The sequence below is a fragment of the Pseudomonas pseudonitroreducens genome (assembly GCF_021603645.1).
In the GTDB taxonomy this organism is placed as follows: domain Bacteria; phylum Pseudomonadota; class Gammaproteobacteria; order Pseudomonadales; family Pseudomonadaceae; genus Pseudomonas; species Pseudomonas pseudonitroreducens.
Genome location: NZ_BQHJ01000006.1, coordinates 187146 through 204638 on the forward strand (window position 1 = coordinate 187146; position 17493 = coordinate 204638).

19 protein-coding genes are annotated in these 17493 nt (G+C 66.2%); 11 read left to right on the forward strand and 8 right to left on the reverse strand.

Annotated features, from left to right (window positions below):
- Window positions 1-36: 36 nt before the first annotated feature.
- From L6D89_RS16240 to L6D89_RS16250, 3 genes are all read left to right on the forward strand, one after another.
- Entirely contained in the window at window positions 37-930 is an 894-nt protein-coding gene (locus tag L6D89_RS16240; RefSeq protein WP_236200480.1) for an NmrA family NAD(P)-binding protein, read from the forward strand.
- A gap of 119 nt (window positions 931-1049) precedes the next feature.
- Window positions 1050-1292, forward strand: coding sequence for a hypothetical protein (locus L6D89_RS16245; protein ID WP_236200481.1), 243 nt, complete (start codon window positions 1050-1052; stop codon window positions 1290-1292).
- 108 nt (window positions 1293-1400) lie between these two features.
- Window positions 1401-1658 carry a hypothetical protein gene (locus tag L6D89_RS16250; RefSeq protein ID WP_236200482.1) on the forward strand — a complete coding sequence of 86 codons (258 nt, stop codon included), beginning with the start codon at window positions 1401-1403 and terminating at the stop codon, window positions 1656-1658.
- On the opposite strand, the gene L6D89_RS16255 is transcribed toward L6D89_RS16250, so the two are convergent.
- Window positions 1637-2254: a class I SAM-dependent methyltransferase gene (locus tag L6D89_RS16255; RefSeq protein ID WP_276574806.1), complete on the reverse strand. Its 618-nt coding sequence runs from the start codon at window positions 2252-2254 to the stop codon at window positions 1637-1639. The two genes, L6D89_RS16250 and L6D89_RS16255, sit on opposite strands and share 22 nt — an antisense overlap.
- A complete protein-coding gene (locus L6D89_RS16260) occupies window positions 2235-2669 on the reverse strand; it encodes a hypothetical protein (protein ID WP_236200483.1) in 435 nt (144 codons plus the stop codon). The genes L6D89_RS16255 and L6D89_RS16260 overlap by 20 nt, the downstream gene beginning before the upstream one ends.
- Before the next feature lie 194 nt (window positions 2670-2863).
- On the opposite strand from L6D89_RS16260, the gene L6D89_RS16265 reads away from it, so the two are divergent.
- The 5 genes from L6D89_RS16265 to prpF all read left to right on the forward strand — a co-directional run bounded on the left by L6D89_RS16265 (window position 2864) and on the right by prpF (window position 9823).
- Window positions 2864-3586: a GntR family transcriptional regulator gene (locus tag L6D89_RS16265; protein ID WP_054908359.1), complete on the forward strand. Its 723-nt coding sequence runs from the start codon at window positions 2864-2866 to the stop codon at window positions 3584-3586.
- Window positions 3583-4470, forward strand: a complete 888-nt coding sequence (gene prpB / locus L6D89_RS16270) for a methylisocitrate lyase (RefSeq protein ID WP_236200484.1) — start codon at window positions 3583-3585, stop codon at window positions 4468-4470. The genes L6D89_RS16265 and prpB overlap by 4 nt, the downstream gene beginning before the upstream one ends.
- A gap of 222 nt (window positions 4471-4692) precedes the next feature.
- Window positions 4693-5853 (forward strand): bifunctional 2-methylcitrate synthase/citrate synthase, encoded by a 1161-nt coding sequence (prpC, locus tag L6D89_RS16275; protein ID WP_236200485.1) that lies wholly within the window; start codon window positions 4693-4695, stop codon window positions 5851-5853.
- A 29-nt stretch (window positions 5854-5882) separates the two neighbouring features.
- Window positions 5883-8492 (forward strand): Fe/S-dependent 2-methylisocitrate dehydratase AcnD, encoded by a 2610-nt coding sequence (acnD, locus tag L6D89_RS16280; protein ID WP_236200635.1) that lies wholly within the window; start codon window positions 5883-5885, stop codon window positions 8490-8492.
- A 143-nt stretch (window positions 8493-8635) separates the two neighbouring features.
- On the forward strand, window positions 8636-9823 hold the full coding sequence (gene prpF / locus L6D89_RS16285; protein ID WP_236200486.1) for a 2-methylaconitate cis-trans isomerase PrpF: 1188 nt from the start codon (window positions 8636-8638) through the stop codon (window positions 9821-9823).
- A 74-nt stretch (window positions 9824-9897) separates the two neighbouring features.
- Here prpF and L6D89_RS16290 read toward each other — a convergent pair whose 3' ends face one another.
- From L6D89_RS16290 to L6D89_RS16300, 3 genes are all read right to left on the reverse strand, one after another.
- Window positions 9898-10488 (reverse strand): LON peptidase substrate-binding domain-containing protein, encoded by a 591-nt coding sequence (locus L6D89_RS16290; protein ID WP_236200487.1) that lies wholly within the window; start codon window positions 10486-10488, stop codon window positions 9898-9900.
- Window positions 10489-10648: 160 nt separating this feature from the next.
- Window positions 10649-11362, reverse strand: a complete 714-nt coding sequence (locus L6D89_RS16295) for an LrgB family protein (RefSeq protein ID WP_236200488.1) — start codon at window positions 11360-11362, stop codon at window positions 10649-10651.
- Complete coding sequence (locus L6D89_RS16300) at window positions 11362-11724, reverse strand: CidA/LrgA family protein (RefSeq protein ID WP_024764691.1); 363 nt, start codon at window positions 11722-11724, stop codon at window positions 11362-11364. The genes L6D89_RS16295 and L6D89_RS16300 overlap by 1 nt, the downstream gene beginning before the upstream one ends.
- Window positions 11725-11903: 179 nt before the next feature.
- Between L6D89_RS16300 and L6D89_RS16305 the strand changes: the two genes are divergently transcribed.
- From L6D89_RS16305 to L6D89_RS16315, 3 genes are all read left to right on the forward strand, one after another.
- The gene (locus tag L6D89_RS16305) at window positions 11904-12359 is read left to right on the forward strand and encodes a MaoC family dehydratase (RefSeq protein WP_045217066.1); all 456 of its coding nucleotides are present in this window, start codon (window positions 11904-11906) and stop codon (window positions 12357-12359) included.
- A 105-nt stretch (window positions 12360-12464) separates the two neighbouring features.
- Window positions 12465-14195, forward strand: coding sequence for a C13 family peptidase (locus L6D89_RS16310; protein ID WP_236200489.1), 1731 nt, complete (start codon window positions 12465-12467; stop codon window positions 14193-14195).
- A 30-nt stretch (window positions 14196-14225) separates the two neighbouring features.
- Complete coding sequence (locus L6D89_RS16315) at window positions 14226-14867, forward strand: oxidoreductase (RefSeq protein WP_236200490.1); 642 nt, start codon at window positions 14226-14228, stop codon at window positions 14865-14867.
- A gap of 207 nt (window positions 14868-15074) precedes the next feature.
- On the opposite strand, the gene L6D89_RS16320 is transcribed toward L6D89_RS16315, so the two are convergent.
- From L6D89_RS16320 to mpl, 3 genes are read right to left on the reverse strand one after another with little or no spacing between them, the layout of a single operon-like run.
- Window positions 15075-15329 carry a YceK/YidQ family lipoprotein gene (locus L6D89_RS16320; RefSeq protein WP_373874965.1) on the reverse strand — a complete coding sequence of 85 codons (255 nt, stop codon included), beginning with the start codon at window positions 15327-15329 and terminating at the stop codon, window positions 15075-15077.
- A 22-nt stretch (window positions 15330-15351) separates the two neighbouring features.
- Complete coding sequence (gene ubiX / locus L6D89_RS16325) at window positions 15352-15981, reverse strand: flavin prenyltransferase UbiX (protein ID WP_017521701.1); 630 nt, start codon at window positions 15979-15981, stop codon at window positions 15352-15354.
- A 2-nt stretch (window positions 15982-15983) separates the two neighbouring features.
- Window positions 15984-17336 (reverse strand): UDP-N-acetylmuramate:L-alanyl-gamma-D-glutamyl-meso-diaminopimelate ligase, encoded by a 1353-nt coding sequence (mpl, locus tag L6D89_RS16330; protein ID WP_236200492.1) that lies wholly within the window; start codon window positions 17334-17336, stop codon window positions 15984-15986.
- Window positions 17337-17493: the final 157 nt, after the last annotated feature.

Genomic DNA, 17493 nt, shown 5'->3' on the forward strand with positions numbered 1-17493 from the left:
GGGCGCCGCGGGGCGGCCAGCAACGAGGACAGCATCATGATCAGCGTAATGGGAGCCACCGGGCGCACCGGTTCGAGAATCTGCCAGACCCTGCTGGAGGCCGGCGTGCCCGTCCGCGCGCTCGGCCGCAACGCCGAGCGCCTGGCGCCGCTGGCGGCTGCCGGCGCGCAGATCGCCGTGGGCGAACCGCATGATGCCGCCTTCCTCGGCCAGGCCTTCCGTGGTGCCGAGGCGGTCTACACCCTGCTCGCCTACGGCCCGGACACTGAGGACTACCTCCATCAGCAGGCGGCCCAGGGCGAGGCGATCCTCGCCGCCATCCGCAGCAGCGGCGTGCGCCGGGTGGTGTTCCTGAGCAGCGTGGGCGCCGAGGTGCCCTCCGGCACGGGGCCGATCATCAGCATGCACGACCAGGAACAGCGTCTGCTGCAGTTGCCGCCGGCGGTGAGCGTGCTGATGCTGCGCTCCGGCGCGCTGTTCGAGAACCTGTATGGCGCACTGGAGATCGTCCGTGCCTACGCCTGCTACAGCGACGCCGTGGCGCCAGATGTAGCGGTGCCGATGGTCGCCACGCAGGATGTCGCCGATGCCGCCAGCCGCGCCCTGCTCGACCGTGACTGGCAGGGCCGCGTGACCCGTGAAGTGCTCGGCCAGCGTGATATCAGCTACGCCGAGGCGACCCGGCTGCTGGGCACGGCCATCGGCCGGCCGGACCTGCCTTACGTGCCGGTGTCGTCGCAGGAGTTGGCCGTGGCGCTGCAGGAGGCGGGTTGCTCTGCCAGCGTCGCCGCCTGCTACGCCGAACTGGCCGAGGCAATCAGCAGCGGGCGGGTTCGGGCGCAGGAGGCGCGCACGCCGGCCAATACCACGGCGACGCGCTTCGAGGACTTCGCCCTCGCCTGGGCCGAGGCCTATCGAGCCTTGCCGTAAGACAGCGCCGCCAGTCTGGCAACATAATTTCCTACAAATATCTCGGAAGGCTCCGATGAATTTGGCGTTGGTCCGCTGTCTAGAGTACTCGCCCATTTGCAAACGGCCGGACCACCGCCATGAACCACGCTTCCGACAGTCTCTGGGTCGATGTGGAGACCTGGTCTCCCTATCGTCCGCAACGCATCCTCCACGGCCGCATCAGCCGCGAGGACTACCTCGCCCTGCGCGATGGCCGCGCGCCCTTCGAGGTGCGCCTGGGCGACTGCCAGAGCCGCCACTGCCCCACCGGCCCGGTGCAGGACCTGTTCCTCAGCGGCACGCACATCCTCAATGTCACCCCAGCCGAGCGGGTGGCCTGAAGTACCGGGGATAGTCCCACAGGCCATTCAGAGGAACCTGACAGAGGCCGTACAGGACCGACGTTAAGGTCTGCCACCTCTTCTCACTTTCGGTGGAGCGACGTGGCAATGAACGAGCATCTCAAGGTCGAAGTCGTGGTTCGCGCGCATAACCGCGAGTCCTCTGTGCTTCAGGGCTGGATCAGCCAGGGCGACTACCGCGCGTTGTGTAGCGGCCACGCTCCCGGCGTCGTGCGCCTGAACGACTGCCAGTCGGACTCGGGCTTCGTCCAGCGGCCGGAAGATCTGTTCCTGCGCAGCGCCTATATCCTCAGCATCGAGGTCCTCGACCGCCTGCCGCCGTCTCAGTCGGCCATGCCGCGATAGACGTAGGTCATCGGGCGCGGCCCCGGCAGGTAGTCCTGGATCAGTTCGCGCAGGTTGAAACCGCCGGACTCGATCAGCGCCGGCATGTCGCGGTCCAGGTGACAGCCGCCCGCCAGCGGCTTCCATACCGGCGTCAGCCGCTGCTGCCAGGCGCGCACACCGGCATCCGGCGCCAGGCCGTGCTCGCAGAAGAGGAATTCGCCGCCGGGCTTGAGCACCCGGCGCATTTCCTTCAGTGCTGCCTCCGCGTCGGGAATGCTGCAGAGGGTGAAAGTACAGACGATGCTGTCGAAGCTGCCGGCGTCGGCGCGGATCTGCCCCAGCTCCAGTGCCACCATCTCCACGGGAATGGCGATCGCCTCGGCGCGATGGCGGGCGAGCTTCTGCATCTGTGCCGCCGGGTCGACGCCGACGATTGTCGACACTTTCGCCGGATCGTAGAACGACAGGTTCAGCCCGGTGCCCATGCCGATCTCCAACACCCGCCCGTGCGCACGGGGCACCAACAGCGAACGCTGCTTCATCACATCGCCCATGCCGCAGGCGAAGTCGATCAAGCGCGGCAATGCGTGGCGGTCATACCAGCTTCTGATCACGCGTCTTCCTCCAGGCCAGCAGGCCCCATCCCCCCAGATAGAAAGCAGCCGCGAGCAGCAACGGTCGATGACACAGCTCGGCCACTTCCAGTGCCAGCTCGGCAAGCGTGTAAGTACTCCAGCTCGCCACGCGGCTGTCATACACACAAAGATCGACCCAGAACCAACCGACCAGGGCAAAACCGGACGACAGGCCGACGCGCCAGCCGCGGCGCCAGCTCATCGGCCACGCCAGCAGCCCGATGAACACCGCCCAGAACAGCAGCAACGGCATCATTTCAGCGGAAATGCTTCGGTCAGCCATGTCGGCAGGCAGGTTTTCCCCATAGGCACGCAATGCCCAGAAGCCCTGCAGCCATCCCAGCGCCAGAAACCCGAGGGTGCTGGCAGCGACTCGTCCAACGCGTTCCTTCACCTGAATTGCCTTCCCTGAGCCAGCCAGCGCAAACGCATACTCGCAGAACCCGGGCGCTGCGTCTTGCGGCGATGAACCCGCACGCATAAGCCGGGTAGCTCATTAGACGATTGTCGACAATTCATCAGATCTTCATTGACCGAAGGCTTTTCCAGGGGTAGCTTTCGCCGCACACCAAGAAGATTGTCGACACCATGAGCGATAGCCTGATTCTGCCCACCCCCGCCAGCGACGACGGCGAGACCCTCTCGGAACACGTGTTCCGCAAGATCCAGTCGGCCATCGTCAAGGGTGACATCGCCCCCGGCAGCAAGATTTCCGAGCCGGAGCTGGCGCGCACCTATGGCATCAGCCGCGGCCCGCTGCGCGAGGCGATCCACCGCCTGGAAGGCCAGAAGCTGCTGGTGCGCGTACCGCACGTCGGTGCACGGGTCGTCTCGCTCAGCCATGAGGAGCTGCTGGAGCTCTACGAGATCCGCGAGTCCCTCGAAGGCATGGCCTGCCGCCTGGCGGCCGAGCGCATGACGCCGGCCGAGATCGATGAGCTGCGCCGGGTGCTCGACACCCACGAGCGCGACGAAGCCTTCCAGGCCGGCCGTGGCTATTACCAGCAGGAAGGCGACTACGACTTCCACTACCGGATCATCCAGGGCAGCGGCAACCGCACCCTCACCCGCATGCTCTGCGGCGAGCTGTACCAGTTGGTACGCATGTATCGCCTGCAGTTCTCGGCGACGCCCAACCGGCCGCGCCAGGCCTTCGCCGAACACCACCGGATTCTCGATGCCATCGCCGATCGTGACGGCGAACTGGCCGAGTTGCTGATGCGCCGTCACATCGGCGCCTCGAAACGCAATATGGAGCGCCATTACCTGGACGCCCAAGCCAAGACAGCCAACGAACGAGGTGAACAATGAGCTACAAGACCGCCGGCCAACGTTTCCGCGACGCCCTTGCCGAAGAAAAGCCGCTGCAGGTGATCGGCGCGATCAACGCCAACCACGCGCTGCTGGCCAAGCGCGCCGGCTTCAAGGCCATCTACCTCTCCGGTGGCGGCGTGGCAGCGGGTTCCCTCGGCCTGCCGGACCTGGGCATCAACACCCTGGATGACGTGCTCACCGACGTACGTCGCATCACCGACGTCTGCGACCTGCCGCTGCTGGTGGACATCGACACCGGCTTCGGCCCCAGCGCCTTCAACATCGAGCGCACGGTGAAGGCCCTGATCAAGGCCGGCGCTGCTGCCGCGCACATCGAGGACCAGGTCGGCGCCAAGCGTTGCGGCCACCGTCCGGGCAAGGAAATCGTCTCCACCCAGGAGATGGTCGACCGCGTGAAGTCCGCCGCCAACGCCAAGACCGACCCGAACTTCTTCCTGATCGCCCGCACCGACGCCATCCAGGCCGAAGGCGTGGACGCCGCCATAGAGCGCTGCCAGCGCTACGTCGAGGCCGGCGCCGATGCGATCTTCGCCGAAGCCGCCTACGACCTGCCGACCTACAAGCGCTTCGTCGACGCGCTGAACGTGCCGATCCTGGCCAACATCACCGAATTCGGCGCCACCCCGCTGTTCACCCGCGACGAGCTGGCCTCGGTCGGCGTGGCCATCCAGCTCTACCCGCTGTCGGCCTTCCGCGCCGCCAACAAGGCCGCCGAAGCCGTGTACACCGCGATCCGCGAGGAAGGCCATCAGCAGAACGTGATCGAGCTGATGCAGACCCGCGCCGAGCTGTACGACCGCATCGGCTACCACGCCTTCGAGCAGAAGCTCGACGCGCTGTTCGCCGCCGGCAAGAAGTAAGCGAGCCTGTACAAACCGTAGGGTGCATAGCGCCATCGGCGTTATCCACCTTTGGCAACGGCGGCGGATAACGCTTTGCGTTATTCGCCCTACGCCAGAACCTGAACCACCGTAGGGCGCATAACGCCACAGGCGTTATCCGCCACACCAGATTCGAACCGACCGCACGGCCAATGTCGGCGGAACAAGAACAAGCAACCGGATTTGATGAGGAGACACGCGATGAGCGCTACCGCAGAAACCACCACCGCCTTCAAACCCAAGAAGTCCGTGGCCCTGAGTGGCACCGCCGCTGGCAACACCGCCCTGTGCACCGTCGGCCGCACCGGCAACGACCTGCACTACCGTGGCTATGACGTCCTGGATTTCGCCAACCGCTGCGACTTCGAGGAAATCGCCCACCTGCTGGTCCACGGCAAGCTGCCCAACGTCGCCGAACTGGCTGGCTACAAGGCCAAGCTGAAAGCCCTGCGCGGCCTGCCGGCCGGCGTCAAGGCCGCCCTGGAGACCCTGCCGCCGTCGGCGCACCCGATGGACGTGATGCGCACCGCCGTGTCCGTGCTCGGCTGCCTGTCGCCGGAGAAGGACGACCACAACCATCCGGGCGCCCGTGACATCGCCGACAAGCTGATGGCTTCGCTGGGCTCGGCGCTGCTCTACTGGTACCACTTCAGCCACAACGGCAAGCGCATCGACGTCGAGACCGACGACGACTCCATCGGCGGTCACTTCCTGCACCTGCTGCACGGGCAGAAGCCGCGCGAGTCCTGGGTGCGCGCCATGCACACCTCGCTGAACCTGTACGCCGAGCACGAATTCAACGCTTCGACCTTCACCTCCCGGGTGATCGCCGGCACCGGTTCGGACATCTACTCCTGCATCGCCGGCGCCATCGGCGCGCTGCGCGGCCCGAAACACGGCGGCGCCAACGAGGTGGCCTTCGAGATCCAGAAGCGCTACGACAACCCGGATGAAGCCGAGGCCGACATCCGTGCCCGCGTCGAGCGCAAGGAAGTGGTGATCGGCTTCGGTCACCCGGTCTACACCGTGTCCGACCCGCGCAACAAGGTGATCAAGGAAGTCGCCCAGCAGCTGTCGAACGAGCAGTCGAACACCAAGATGTACGACATCGCCGAGCGCCTGGAGACCATCATGTGGGACATCAAGAAGATGTTCCCCAACCTCGATTGGTTCAGCGCCGTGAGCTACCACATGATGGGCGTGCCCACCGCGATGTTCACCCCGCTGTTCGTCATCGCCCGCACCGCCGGCTGGTCCGCCCACGTCATCGAGCAACGCATCGACGGCAAGATCATCCGCCCGAGCGCCAACTACACAGGCCCTGAAGACCTGAAGTTCGTGCCGCTCAAGGACCGCAAATAGCCTTCCTGGATAACAACATGACTACTTCCGTGAACAGCCAATTCCGCAAGCGCCTGCCCGGCACCGCGCTGGATTACTTCGACGCCCGCGAGGCGGTCGAGGCGATCCAGGCCGGCGCCTGGGACAAGCTCCCCTACACCTCCCGCGTGCTGGCCGAACAGCTGGTGCGCCGCTGCGAGCCGGCGGACCTCACCGCCTCGCTGGAGCAGCTGGTCTACCGCAAGCGCGACCTCGACTTCCCCTGGTACCCGGCGCGCGTGGTCTGCCACGACATCCTCGGCCAGACCGCGCTGGTCGACCTCGCCGGCCTGCGTGACGCCATCGCCGAGAAAGGCGGCGACCCGTCCAAGGTCAACCCGGTGGTGCCGACCCAACTGATCGTCGACCACTCGCTGGCTGTGGAAGCCGCCGGCTTCGACCCCGACGCGTTCGAGAAGAACCGCGCCATCGAGGATCGCCGCAACGAGGATCGCTTCCACTTCATCGACTGGACCAAGACCGCGTTCAAGAACGTCGACGTGATCCCGGCCGGCAACGGCATCATGCACCAGATCAACCTGGAGAAAATGAGCCCGGTGATCCAGGCGCGCGGCGGCATCGCGTTCCCCGACACCTGCGTCGGCACCGACTCGCACACCCCCCACGTGGACGCCCTGGGCGTGATCGCCATCGGCGTCGGCGGCCTCGAAGCCGAGACCGTGATGCTCGGCCACCCGTCGATGATGCGCCTGCCCGACATCGTCGGCGTGAAGCTGACCGGCAAGCGCCAGCCGGGCATCACCGCCACTGACATCGTCCTGGCGATCACCGAGTTCCTGCGCAAGGAGCGCGTGGTCGGCGCCTACGTCGAGTTCTTCGGCGAGGGTGCGGACAGCCTGTCCATCGGCGACCGCGCGACCATCTCCAACATGTGCCCGGAATACGGCGCCACCGCCTCGATGTTCTACATCGACGGCCAGACCATCGACTACCTCAAGCTCACCGGCCGCGAGCCCGAGCAGGTGGAGCTGGTGGAGAACTACGCGAAGACCCTCGGCCTGTGGAGCGCCGCCCTGGAAACCGCCGAGTACGAGCGCGTGCTCGAATTCGACCTGGGCAGCGTAGTGCGCAACATGGCCGGCCCGTCCAACCCGCACCGCCGCCTGCCGACCTCGGCACTGGCCGAGCGCGGCATCGCCGACGAAGCCAAGCTGGAGTCCGGCCGGGTCGAGGAAGCCGAAGGCCTGATGCCCGATGGCGCCGTGATCATCGCCGCCATCACCAGCTGCACCAACACCTCCAACCCGCGCAACGTCATCGCCGCCGGCCTGGTGGCGAAGAAGGCCAACGCGCTGGGCATGATCCGCAAGCCGTGGGTGAAGACCTCGTTCGCTCCCGGGTCGAAAGTCGCCAAGCTGTACCTGGAAGAAGCCGGCCTGCTGCCGGAGCTGGAGAAGCTCGGCTTCGGTATCGTCGCCTATGCCTGCACCACCTGTAACGGCATGTCCGGCGCGCTGGACCCGGCGATCCAGAAAGAGATCATCAACCGCGACCTGTACGCCACCGCCGTGCTCTCGGGCAACCGCAACTTCGACGGGCGTATCCACCCCTACGCCAAGCAGGCCTTCCTCGCCTCGCCGCCGCTGGTGGTCGCCTACGCCATCGCCGGTACCGTGCGCTTCGATATCGAGCAGGACCCGCTGGGCACCGACAGTCAAGGCAACCCCGTCACCCTGAAGGACCTCTGGCCGTCCGACGAAGAGATCGACGCCATCGTCGCCTCCAGCGTCAAGCCCGAGCAGTTCAAGCAGGTCTACATCCCGATGTTCGACCTGGGCAGCGTGCAGGAGGCCGAAAGCCCGCTGTACGACTGGCGCCCGATGTCCACCTACATCCGCCGCCCGCCGTACTGGGAAGGCGCGCTGGCGGGCGAGCGCACGCTCAAGGGCATGCTGCCGCTGGCGATCCTGCCGGACAACATCACCACCGATCACCTGTCGCCGTCCAACGCCATCCTGGCGGACTCGGCCGCCGGCGAGTACCTGGCGAAAATGGGCCTGCCGGAGGAGGACTTCAACTCCTACGCCACCCACCGCGGCGACCATCTGACCGCCCAGCGCGCCACTTTCGCCAACCCGCAGCTGGTCAACGAAATGGCCGTGGTCAACGGTGAAGTGAAGAAAGGCTCGCTGGCCCGCGTGGAACCGGAGGGCAAGGTGATGCGCATGTGGGAAGCCATCGAAACCTACATGAACCGCAAGCAGAACCTGATCATCGTCGCCGGCGCCGACTACGGCCAGGGCTCGTCCCGCGACTGGGCAGCCAAGGGCGTTCGCCTGGCCGGTGTGGAAGTGATCGTCGCCGAAGGCTTCGAGCGCATCCACCGCACCAACCTGGTGGGCATGGGCGTGCTGCCGGTGGAGTTCAAGCCGGGCACCACGCGCCTGACCCTGGGCCTGGACGGCACCGAGACCTACGACATCAAAGGCGAAGTCTCGCCGCGCTGCGACCTGACCCTGGTGGTCAACCGCCGCAACGGCGAAGTCGTCGAAGTCCCGGTCACCTGCCGCCTCGACACCGCCGCCGAAGTGAAGGTGTACAAGGCCGGTGGCGTGCTGCAACGCTTCGCCAAGGACTTCCTGGAAGGCGCGGTAGCGTGATGTAACCGCCGGCCCGCTCGCGGGCCGGCACAACTTCTGTAGGAGCGAGCTTGCTCGCGAACCAAAGTCCGCAGTGAGGCCGTTCGCGAGCAAGGGCTAGGCGCCCCCCTCGTTCCTACAACAAGCACTCAGGATCGAATCCCATGCCCCACGTACCCCAAGTGAAGATCCCCGCCACCTACATCCGTGGCGGCACCAGCAAGGGCGTGTTCTTCCGCCTGCAGGATTTGCCCGAGCGCTGCCAGGTGCCTGGCGCAGCCCGCGACAAGCTGTTCATGCGCGTGATCGGCAGCCCCGATCCGTACAGCGCGCACATCGACGGCATGGGCGGCGCGACCTCCAGCACCAGCAAGTGCGTGATCCTGTCGAAAAGCACCCAGCCGGATCACGACGTCGACTACCTCTACGGGCAGATTTCCATCGACAAGGCCTTCGTCGACTGGAGCGGCAACTGCGGCAACCTCTCCACCGCTGCCGGCTCCTTCGCCATCCACGCCGGCCTGGTCGATCCGTCGCGCATCCCGGACAACGGCACCTGCGTGGTGCGCATCTGGCAGGCGAACATCCAGAAGACCATCATCGCCCACGTGCCGATCAGCAACGGCCAGGTCCAGGAAACCGGCGACTTCGAGCTGGACGGCGTAACCTTCCCGGCCGCCGAGATCGTGCTGGAATTCCTCGATCCGTCCGACGATGGCGAGGAAGGCGGCTCGATGTTCCCCACCGGCAACCTGGTGGACGACCTGGAAGTCCCCGGCATCGGCACCTTCAAGGCGACCATGATCACCGCCGGCATCCCGACCATTTTCGTCAACGCCCAGGACATCGGCTACACCGGCGCCGAACTGCGCGAAGCGATCAATGGCGACCCCGAACAACTGGCGCGCTTCGAGCAATTCCGCATCGCCGGCGCCCTGCGCATGGGCCTGATCAAGACCCCGGAAGAAGCCGCGACCCGCCAGCACACGCCGAAGATCGCCTTCGTTGCGCCAGCGAAGGACTACGTCACCTCCAGCGGCAAGCAAGTGCAGGCCGGCGACATCGACCTGCTGGTGCGCGCGCTGTCCATGGGCAAGCTGCACCACGCCATGATGGGCACCGCGGCCGTGGCCATCGGCACCGCCGCCGCCATTCCCGGCACCCTGGTGAACCTCGCCGCCGGCGGTGGCGAACGCAGCGCCGTGCGCTTCGGCCACCCCTCCGGCACCCTGCGTGTGGGCGCCGAGGCGAAGCAGGTGAACGGCGAGTGGAGCGTGACCAAGGCCATTATGAGCCGCAGCTCGCGCATCCTCATGGAAGGCTGGGTACGGGTACCGGGCGATTCGTTCTAAAGGCGGCTTCAAGCGGTAGGCTTCAGGCGGCAGGCAAAGCTCTTGCCTGTAGCCTGTAGCCTGCCGCCCCAATCTCAGGCGACGAAATCGCCCTGCAGCTGCTCCAGCAACACCTGAATGCGCGCCAGGCGCACGGTGGGATCGTCCATCTCCAGCAATACCTGCTTCTGGTCACGTTCGAAGGGCAGCAGATAGGCGAGCTGGCAGGCCAGGGCCTGCTGGCCATTCACCTCGCCGCCCATCTCCAGGGCGGAAACCATCGGGTGCATGGACAGCGCTTCGAGCAGCGCGGCGAGGTCATCGTGCTCCTTGGTCAGCGGCTGGTCGGGTTGCTCGTCCAGCCATTCCACTTCAGCCACCGTCAACTGGTCTGGCTGCACGTTCGCCGAGAGCACGCGGAAGCGCCGTCCGCCTTCGACACGGATGCCCAGCAGGCCGTTGGACTGCTGCTTCCAGTCCTTGATGTGAGCTTCGCAGCCCACCAGGCTATAGCGCTCCGGCGCGTCGCCGACTTCCTCACCCTCGACGATGGCCACCACACCGAACCCGCCGTTCTGCTTCATGCAGCGGCCGATCATGTCCAGGTAGCGCGCCTCGAAGATCTGCAGGTCGAGGCGGCAGCCGGGGAACAGCACGGTATTGAGGGGGAAGAGCGGAAAACTCATGGATACTCCCATTTTCGATCAGAGCCTGTTTACGATCGTGCGAGCTAGAGCCGTAGTAGGCGGCAAGCGCCTGAAGAGCGGAGTTTACTGCTGTAAATGAGCATCTGAGGGCGTTTGCCAACGCCCTACGGCCGACGCGCAGCAGATCGTCAACAGGCTCTCAGGCGATCAGCGCTACCGCCAACGGTAGCAGCACAGCGGTGGCCACGCCCATCAGGCTCATCGCCAGGGCAGCGAAGGCGCCGCACTCCTCGCCCTCCTGCAAGGCGCGGGAGGTGCCCACGGCATGGGCGGTCATGCCCAGCGCCATGCCCTGCGCGGCCGGGTGATGGACACCGACGCGGCGCAGCAATTCCGGACCGAGGATGGCGCCGAGCACCCCGGTGATCAGCACGAACACCGCCGCCAGCGCCGCCACGCCGCCAATCTGGCTGGCCACCAGCATGGCGATGGGCGAGGTCACCGACTTGGGCGCCAGGCTCATCAGCAGTTCGTGGTCGACGCCGAACAGCCAGCCCAGGCCGATGCCCAGCGCGGTGGCGAACAGGCCGCCGACCAGCAGGGTGATCAGCGTCGGCCAGAACAGCTGGCGGATGCGCTTGAGGTTGAGGAACAGCGGCACCGCGAGGGCGACGGTCGCGGGGCCGAGAAGGATGGTCAGCACCTTGGCGCTGTTGCTGTACTCGCTGTAGTCGATGCCGCAGGCCAGCAGCACCGCGATGACGATCAGCATCGACACCAGCACCGGCTGCAGGAATACCCAGCGCGTGCGCTCGTAGGCGGCCAGCGCCAACTGATAAGCGCCCAGGGTGACGCTGACGCAGAACAGCGGATGATGAATGACGGCGTTCAGCGCGCCTTGCCAGTCGAACATCAGGCGTTCTCCTTCTGCTTGCGCTGGCGGTCGATGAGCTTCTGCATCAGCCAGCCGGCGAACACGAAGGACACCAGCAGCGACAGCGCCAGGGCCCCGGCGATGGCCCAGAAGTCCGCGGCGATCTGCTTCGCGTAGGCCATCACGCCCACCGCCGCCGGCACCAGCAACAGCGGCAGGTAGCGCAGCAGCGAGGCGGCGGCCTCGTTCACCGGCTTGCTCACCTCGCCGTTCCAGACCAGGAAGGCGAACAGCAGCACCAGCCCAATGATGGGGCCGGGAATCATGTGCAGGATGAGAGCATTCAGGCCCGTGCCGAGCAGTTGGAACAGCACCAGCCAGGTCAGGCCGCGTAGCAACATCAGGGAACATCTCCAGCGCAAGGAGACGCCATTATGCCCGCCCGGCGCCCGCTATGGCGCGGCATTCGCCCAAAGCATGAATGCCGCTGCGGCTTGACCGGCCGCGGACCCCATGCTGATCTGTTGTCGGACTCTTACGCAGGCCGCACTAGAAGAACAACGATATCCCCGGAGGAAACATGGCATTCGTACCCGTAAGCGCACTGAAGGACTACATCGGCAAGGACCTGGGCCATTCGCAGTGGATCACCGTCGATCAACAGCGCATCAACCAGTTCGCCGAGTGCACCGAGGACCACCAGTTCATCCACGTCGACCCGGAGAAGGCGAAGAAGACGCCCTTCGGCGGCACCATCGCCCACGGCTTCCTGTCGCTGTCGCTGATCCCGAAACTCTGCGAAGGCCTGCTGGTCCTGCCGGAGAACCCCAAGATGGTGGTCAACTACGGCCTGGACAGCGTGCGCTTCATCCAGCCGGTACCGGTGGATTCGCGCGTGCGCCTGCAGGTGACCATTACCGACATCACCGAGAAGAACCCCGGCCAGTGGCTGATCAAGGCGCGCTGCACCCTGGAGATCGAAGGCCTGCCCAAGCCTGCCTACATCGCCGAATCGCTGAGCCTGTGCTTCGTCTGATACCTCGCCATCGACGTGCCATGCAGGTCTGAGAAAAAAGCCCGCGATCGCGGGCTTTTTTCCGTCACACTCAATCGGCGCCCCACCGTCGATTCGAGAGTCCCCATGCCACGCCAACTCCTGCCCTTGAGCCTCGTCCTGCTGCTTGCCGCCTGCGGCGAGGGCGAACCGCTGACGCCACCGGACGCCCGCCTGCCCGACGGCGCGCGCTACCGCGGGGAGCTGGTCAACGGTCAATTGCAGGGCCCGGGGCGGCTCGATTACAGCAATGGCGCCTGGTACGAGGGCGGCTTCGACAAGGGGTTGCAAAGCGGCCAGGGCAAGTGGGTCGACAGCACCGGCACGGTCTATGAAGGCGAATTCCGCGACGGCAACTTCGACGGGCGCGGCCGCCTGCAATACGTTGACGGCAGCGTCTACGAGGGCCAGTTCAAACACGGTGAATTCAATGGCGAGGGGCGCCTTACCCAAGGCGGCACCACCTACAGCGGCGGCTTCCGCAAAGGCGTCTACGAAGGTCTGGGCAGTCTCGAACAGGCCGACGGTACTCGTCACCAGGGCTACTTTGCCAGGGGCGTGGCCAATGGCGAAGGCGCCCGCCAGGACAGCCTCGGCAACCAGTACGGCGGCCAGTTCAAGAACGGCGTGCTGGAGGGCAAGGGCACCTTCCGCGACGACGCCGGCGACTACTACAGCGGCGAATTCCGCAACGACCAGTTCGACGGCACCGGGCGCTTCCAGAACGCCAACGGCGATGTCTGGTTCGGTCGTTTCAAGGAAGGCGCACTGAGCGGACCGGGCGAATTCAGCGGCGTCGACGGCAGCCGCTACAAGGGCGAATTCCGCGCCTGGCGCTTCCACGGCAGGGGCACGCTGACCCAGCCCGACGGCCAGACCTACCAGGGCGGCTTCGCCCGTGGCGAATACTCGGGGGAAGGCACCCTCACCCGCCGTGATGGCAGCCTGCAGAAAGGCATCTGGCGCGACGGCCAGTTGCGCCAGGACGCCGCCGGCAAGCTGCTGCCCAACCCGCTGGAGGTAGGTCTGCTGGAGCAGGGCGCAATGCTGGAGAAGGCGCTGGCCGCTATCCCGCAGTCCACCCCGGCAATCGAACTCTACGGCGTCAGCCTGGGGGGCGACGGCAAGCAGAGCGTGTTCCTGCGCGAGGCCGACTACGTCGCCGACCTGCTCGGCGAGCGCTTCGGCGCCCGCGGCGTGGTGCGCCTGGTGAACCACCGCGATCACCTCGCCGACCGCCCCATGGCCACCCGCGAAACCCTCGCCCGCACCCTGCGCACCATCGCCGAACGCAGCGGCCCGGAAGACCTGGTGTTCATCTACCTGACCAGCCATGGCTCCCATGACCACCAGCTGGTGCTGGACATGCCGGGGCTCAAGCTCGATGACCTGCCGGCCAGCGAACTGGCCAGCCTGCTTGCCCCGCTGAAGGACCGCTACAAGGTGCTGGTCATCTCCGCCTGCTACAGCGGCGGCTTCATCCCCGTGCTCAAGGACGACAAGACCCTGATCATGACCGCCGCGCGCAGCGACCGGGTGTCTTTCGGCTGCTCCGAGGAAGCCGATTTCACCTACTTCGGCGATGCGCTGTTCGCCAAGGCGCTCCAGCAGACCGACGACCTCAGGCAGGCCTTCACGCTGGCCAGCGCGACCGTGGCCAAGCGCGAGAAGGAGGAAGAGTTCGAAGCATCGGAGCCGCAACTCTGGGCGCCGGACGCGGTCATTACTCGCTGGCAGGCCCTGCGCGCGCAGCATTCACACGCAGCGCTGGCACTCGGCAATGGCGGTGCGCAGGAAAAACGCCCAGGCGGCAACTAAGCTGGAATGTGTGTCAGAGGGGAAACACAGATGTACTCGAAACCGACGAATATCCTGCTAGCTGGCGCCACCGGCCTGACTGGTGAACATCTGCTCGACCGCATGCTCAACGAGCCCACGGTCAAGCGCGTCATCGCTCCGGCCCGAAGGAAGCTGGCGGAGCACCCACGCCTGGAAAACCCCATCGGCCCACTGGCCGAGCTCATCCCGCACCTGCTCCAGCCGGTGGACACGGTGTTCTGCTGCCTGGGCACCACGCTCAAGGAAGCCGGTTCCGAGGAAGCCTTCCGCAGCGTTGACTTCGACCTGCCGCTGGCCCTCGGCGAGCGCGGTCTGGCCCTCGGCGCACGACACTACATAGTGGTCAGCGCGCTGGGTGCGGACAGCAAGTCGTCGATCTTCTACAGCCGGGTCAAGGGCGAGCTGGAGGATGCCCTGCGCCAGCAAGGCTGGCAGCAGTTGACCATTGCGCGGCCGTCGCTGCTGCTCGGTCAGCGCGACGAAGTCCGCCTCGCCGAGCTGCTCGCCGCGCCCTTCTCGCGCATCCTGCCGGGCAAGCTGCACGGCATCGAAGCCATCGCCCTGGCCCGCGCGCTCTGGCGCCTGGCGCTGGAAACCGGCAAGGGTACCCGCGTCGTCGAATCGGACGAGTTGCGCAAACTGGGCAAGTAACCCCACAACCGCAGGGCGTACAACGCTTTTGTAGGATGGCGTGGAGCGGAGCGATACCCATCAATCACACTGATGACCGCATGGGTATCGCTCCGCTCCACCCATCCTACGAGGTCTCACTCTGAACGCTCATCAGGGCAGCCTGCTCTGTCGGACGGATAACCTGGAGCAGGTTATCCGCCACTCCTCGCCCCTACCTGAACGGACTCAGTTCCCGCCCCACACCTGCAGGCCGATGCCCAGTTCCGCGGCGATCGACAGCGGCAGTAGCAACGTATCGAGCAACGCACTGCCGGGCAGGTCGAGGCCGGGATAGGCCGGCGCGTCAGTGCCGAAATGATCCTTCGGGCAGCAGCCGCCATTCAGCGAGTACCAGTCCAGCCGGGTGCCGGCGTAGATCAGCGGATCGCCAGGGCGGCTGTCATTGAGGGTATTCACGGTGGCACAACCGCCCAATTGCATCAGAAGCAGGGCGGCGAGGAGCTTATTCGTCACTGACAAGATGGTGTTCGCCCCAGCGCGGCAGCATGTCCTGGGGAATGCCCAGTTGGTTGAGGATGCGCGCCACGACGAAGTCGATCAGGTCGTCCACCGTCTGCGGCTGGTGATAGAAGCCCGGAGCAGCCGGCAGGATCACCGCCCCCATATTGGACAGCTTGAGCATGTTCTCCAGGTGGATACTGGAGAACGGCGCCTCGCGCGGCACCAGGATCAGCTGGCGGCGCTCCTTCAGTGCCACATCGGCGGCGCGCTCGATCAGGTTGTTGCAGGCACCGGTGGCGATGGCCGAGAGCGTTCCTGTCGAGCAGGGCACCACCACCATCGCACTCGGCGCGCCGGAGCCGGACGCCACCGGGGCCATCCAGTCTTCCTTGCCGTAGACACGGATCTGCCCGGGGGCAGCGCCGGTGTATTCGCTGAGGAAAGCCTGCATCGCCTGCGGCTTGCTCGGCAGGGTCACGTCGGTCTCGGTGGCCACCACCAGCTGCGCGGCCTTGGAGATGAGGAAATGCACCTCGCGGTCTTCCTGCACCAGGCAGTCGAGCAGACGCAGGCCGTACTGCGCGCCAGAGGCGCCGGTCATGGCCAGGGTGACGCGTTCGGCTCCCGCCATGCTCAGCCCTCCAGCGCCTTGGCCAGCTTGCCGTGCAGGCCGCCGAATCCGCCGTTGCTCATGACCACCACCTGGGTGCCCGGCGTGGCGATGGCCTTGACGCCGTCGATGATGGCCTCCAGCGAATCGCACACTTGCGTGGGCACGCTGGAGCTGGCGACGGTGGCGGCCAGGTCCCAGCCGAGGTTCGGCGGGGCGTACCAGAACACGTTGTCGGCCTGCACCACGGATTCCGGCAGGCCGTCACGGTGGGCGCCGAGCTTCATCGAGTTGGAGCGCGGCTCGACCACGGCAATCACCTTGGCGTCGCCGACGCGCTTGCGCAGGCCGTCGAGGGTGGTGGCGATGGCGGTCGGGTGGTGGGCGAAGTCGTCGTAGATGGTCACGCCTTTGACTTCCGCGACCTTCTCCATCCGCCGCTTGACGCTCTTGAAGGTCGACAGCGCGGCGCAGCCCAGCTCCGGCACCACGCCGACATGGCGGGCCGCCGCGAGGCAGGCCAGGGCGTTGGCGACGTTGTGCTGGCCGGTCAGTTCCCAGTCCACGGTGCCCTGGGGCTTGCCGTCGAACAGCACGTCGAAGCGCGAGCCGTCTTCACTGAGCAGGCGCGCCTGCCACTGGCCGCCTTCGCCGGTGGTCTGCACCGGGGTCCAGCAGCCCATGTCGAGCACGCGCTTGAGCGCGGTTTCGGCGGTGGGATGGATCACCAGGCCTTCACCGGGAATGGTCCGCACCAGATGGTGGAACTGCCGCTCGATGGCAGCGAGGTCGGGGAAGATGTCCGCGTGGTCGAATTCCAGGTTGTTGAGGATCGCCGTGCGCGGGTGGTAGTGGACGAACTTCGAGCGCTTATCGAAGAAGGCGCTGTCGTACTCGTCGGCCTCGACCACGAAGAACGGCGTGCCGCCCAGGCGCGCGGAGACACCGAAGTTCTGCGGTACACCGCCGATCAGGAAGCCCGGGCTCATGCCGGCATGCTCCAGCACCCAGGCCAGCATGCTGCTGGTGGTGGTCTTGCCGTGGGTACCGGCGGCCGCCAGCACCCAGCGGCCCTGCAGCACATGGTCGGCCAGCCACTGCGGGCCGGACACGTAGGGCAGGCCCTTGTTCAGCACGTACTCCACCGCCGGGTTGCCGCGCGACAGCGCGTTGCCGATCACCACCAGGTCCGGTGCCGGCTCCAGGTGGGCGGGATCGTAGCCCTGCATCAGCTCGATGCCCTGGGCTTCAAGCTGGGTGCTCATGGGCGGGTAGACGCTGGCATCGGAGCCGGTCACGCGGTGGCCCAGCTCCTTGGCGAGGACGGCCAGCGAGCCCATGAAGGTGCCGCAGATGCCGAGGATGTGGATATGCATGCAGACTCCTGCAATCAAGCCTTTCCAGGCGCTTCGAATGGGCGGCAGAGTAGCACAGCGCGCCCCCGCGCGGCCCGCCGCCGGGGCATCAGACGACGAGGTGGGGAGGCGGTTCCCGGTGCGCAGCGAAAGCCGTCACAGGCGAGGACCGCAGGGT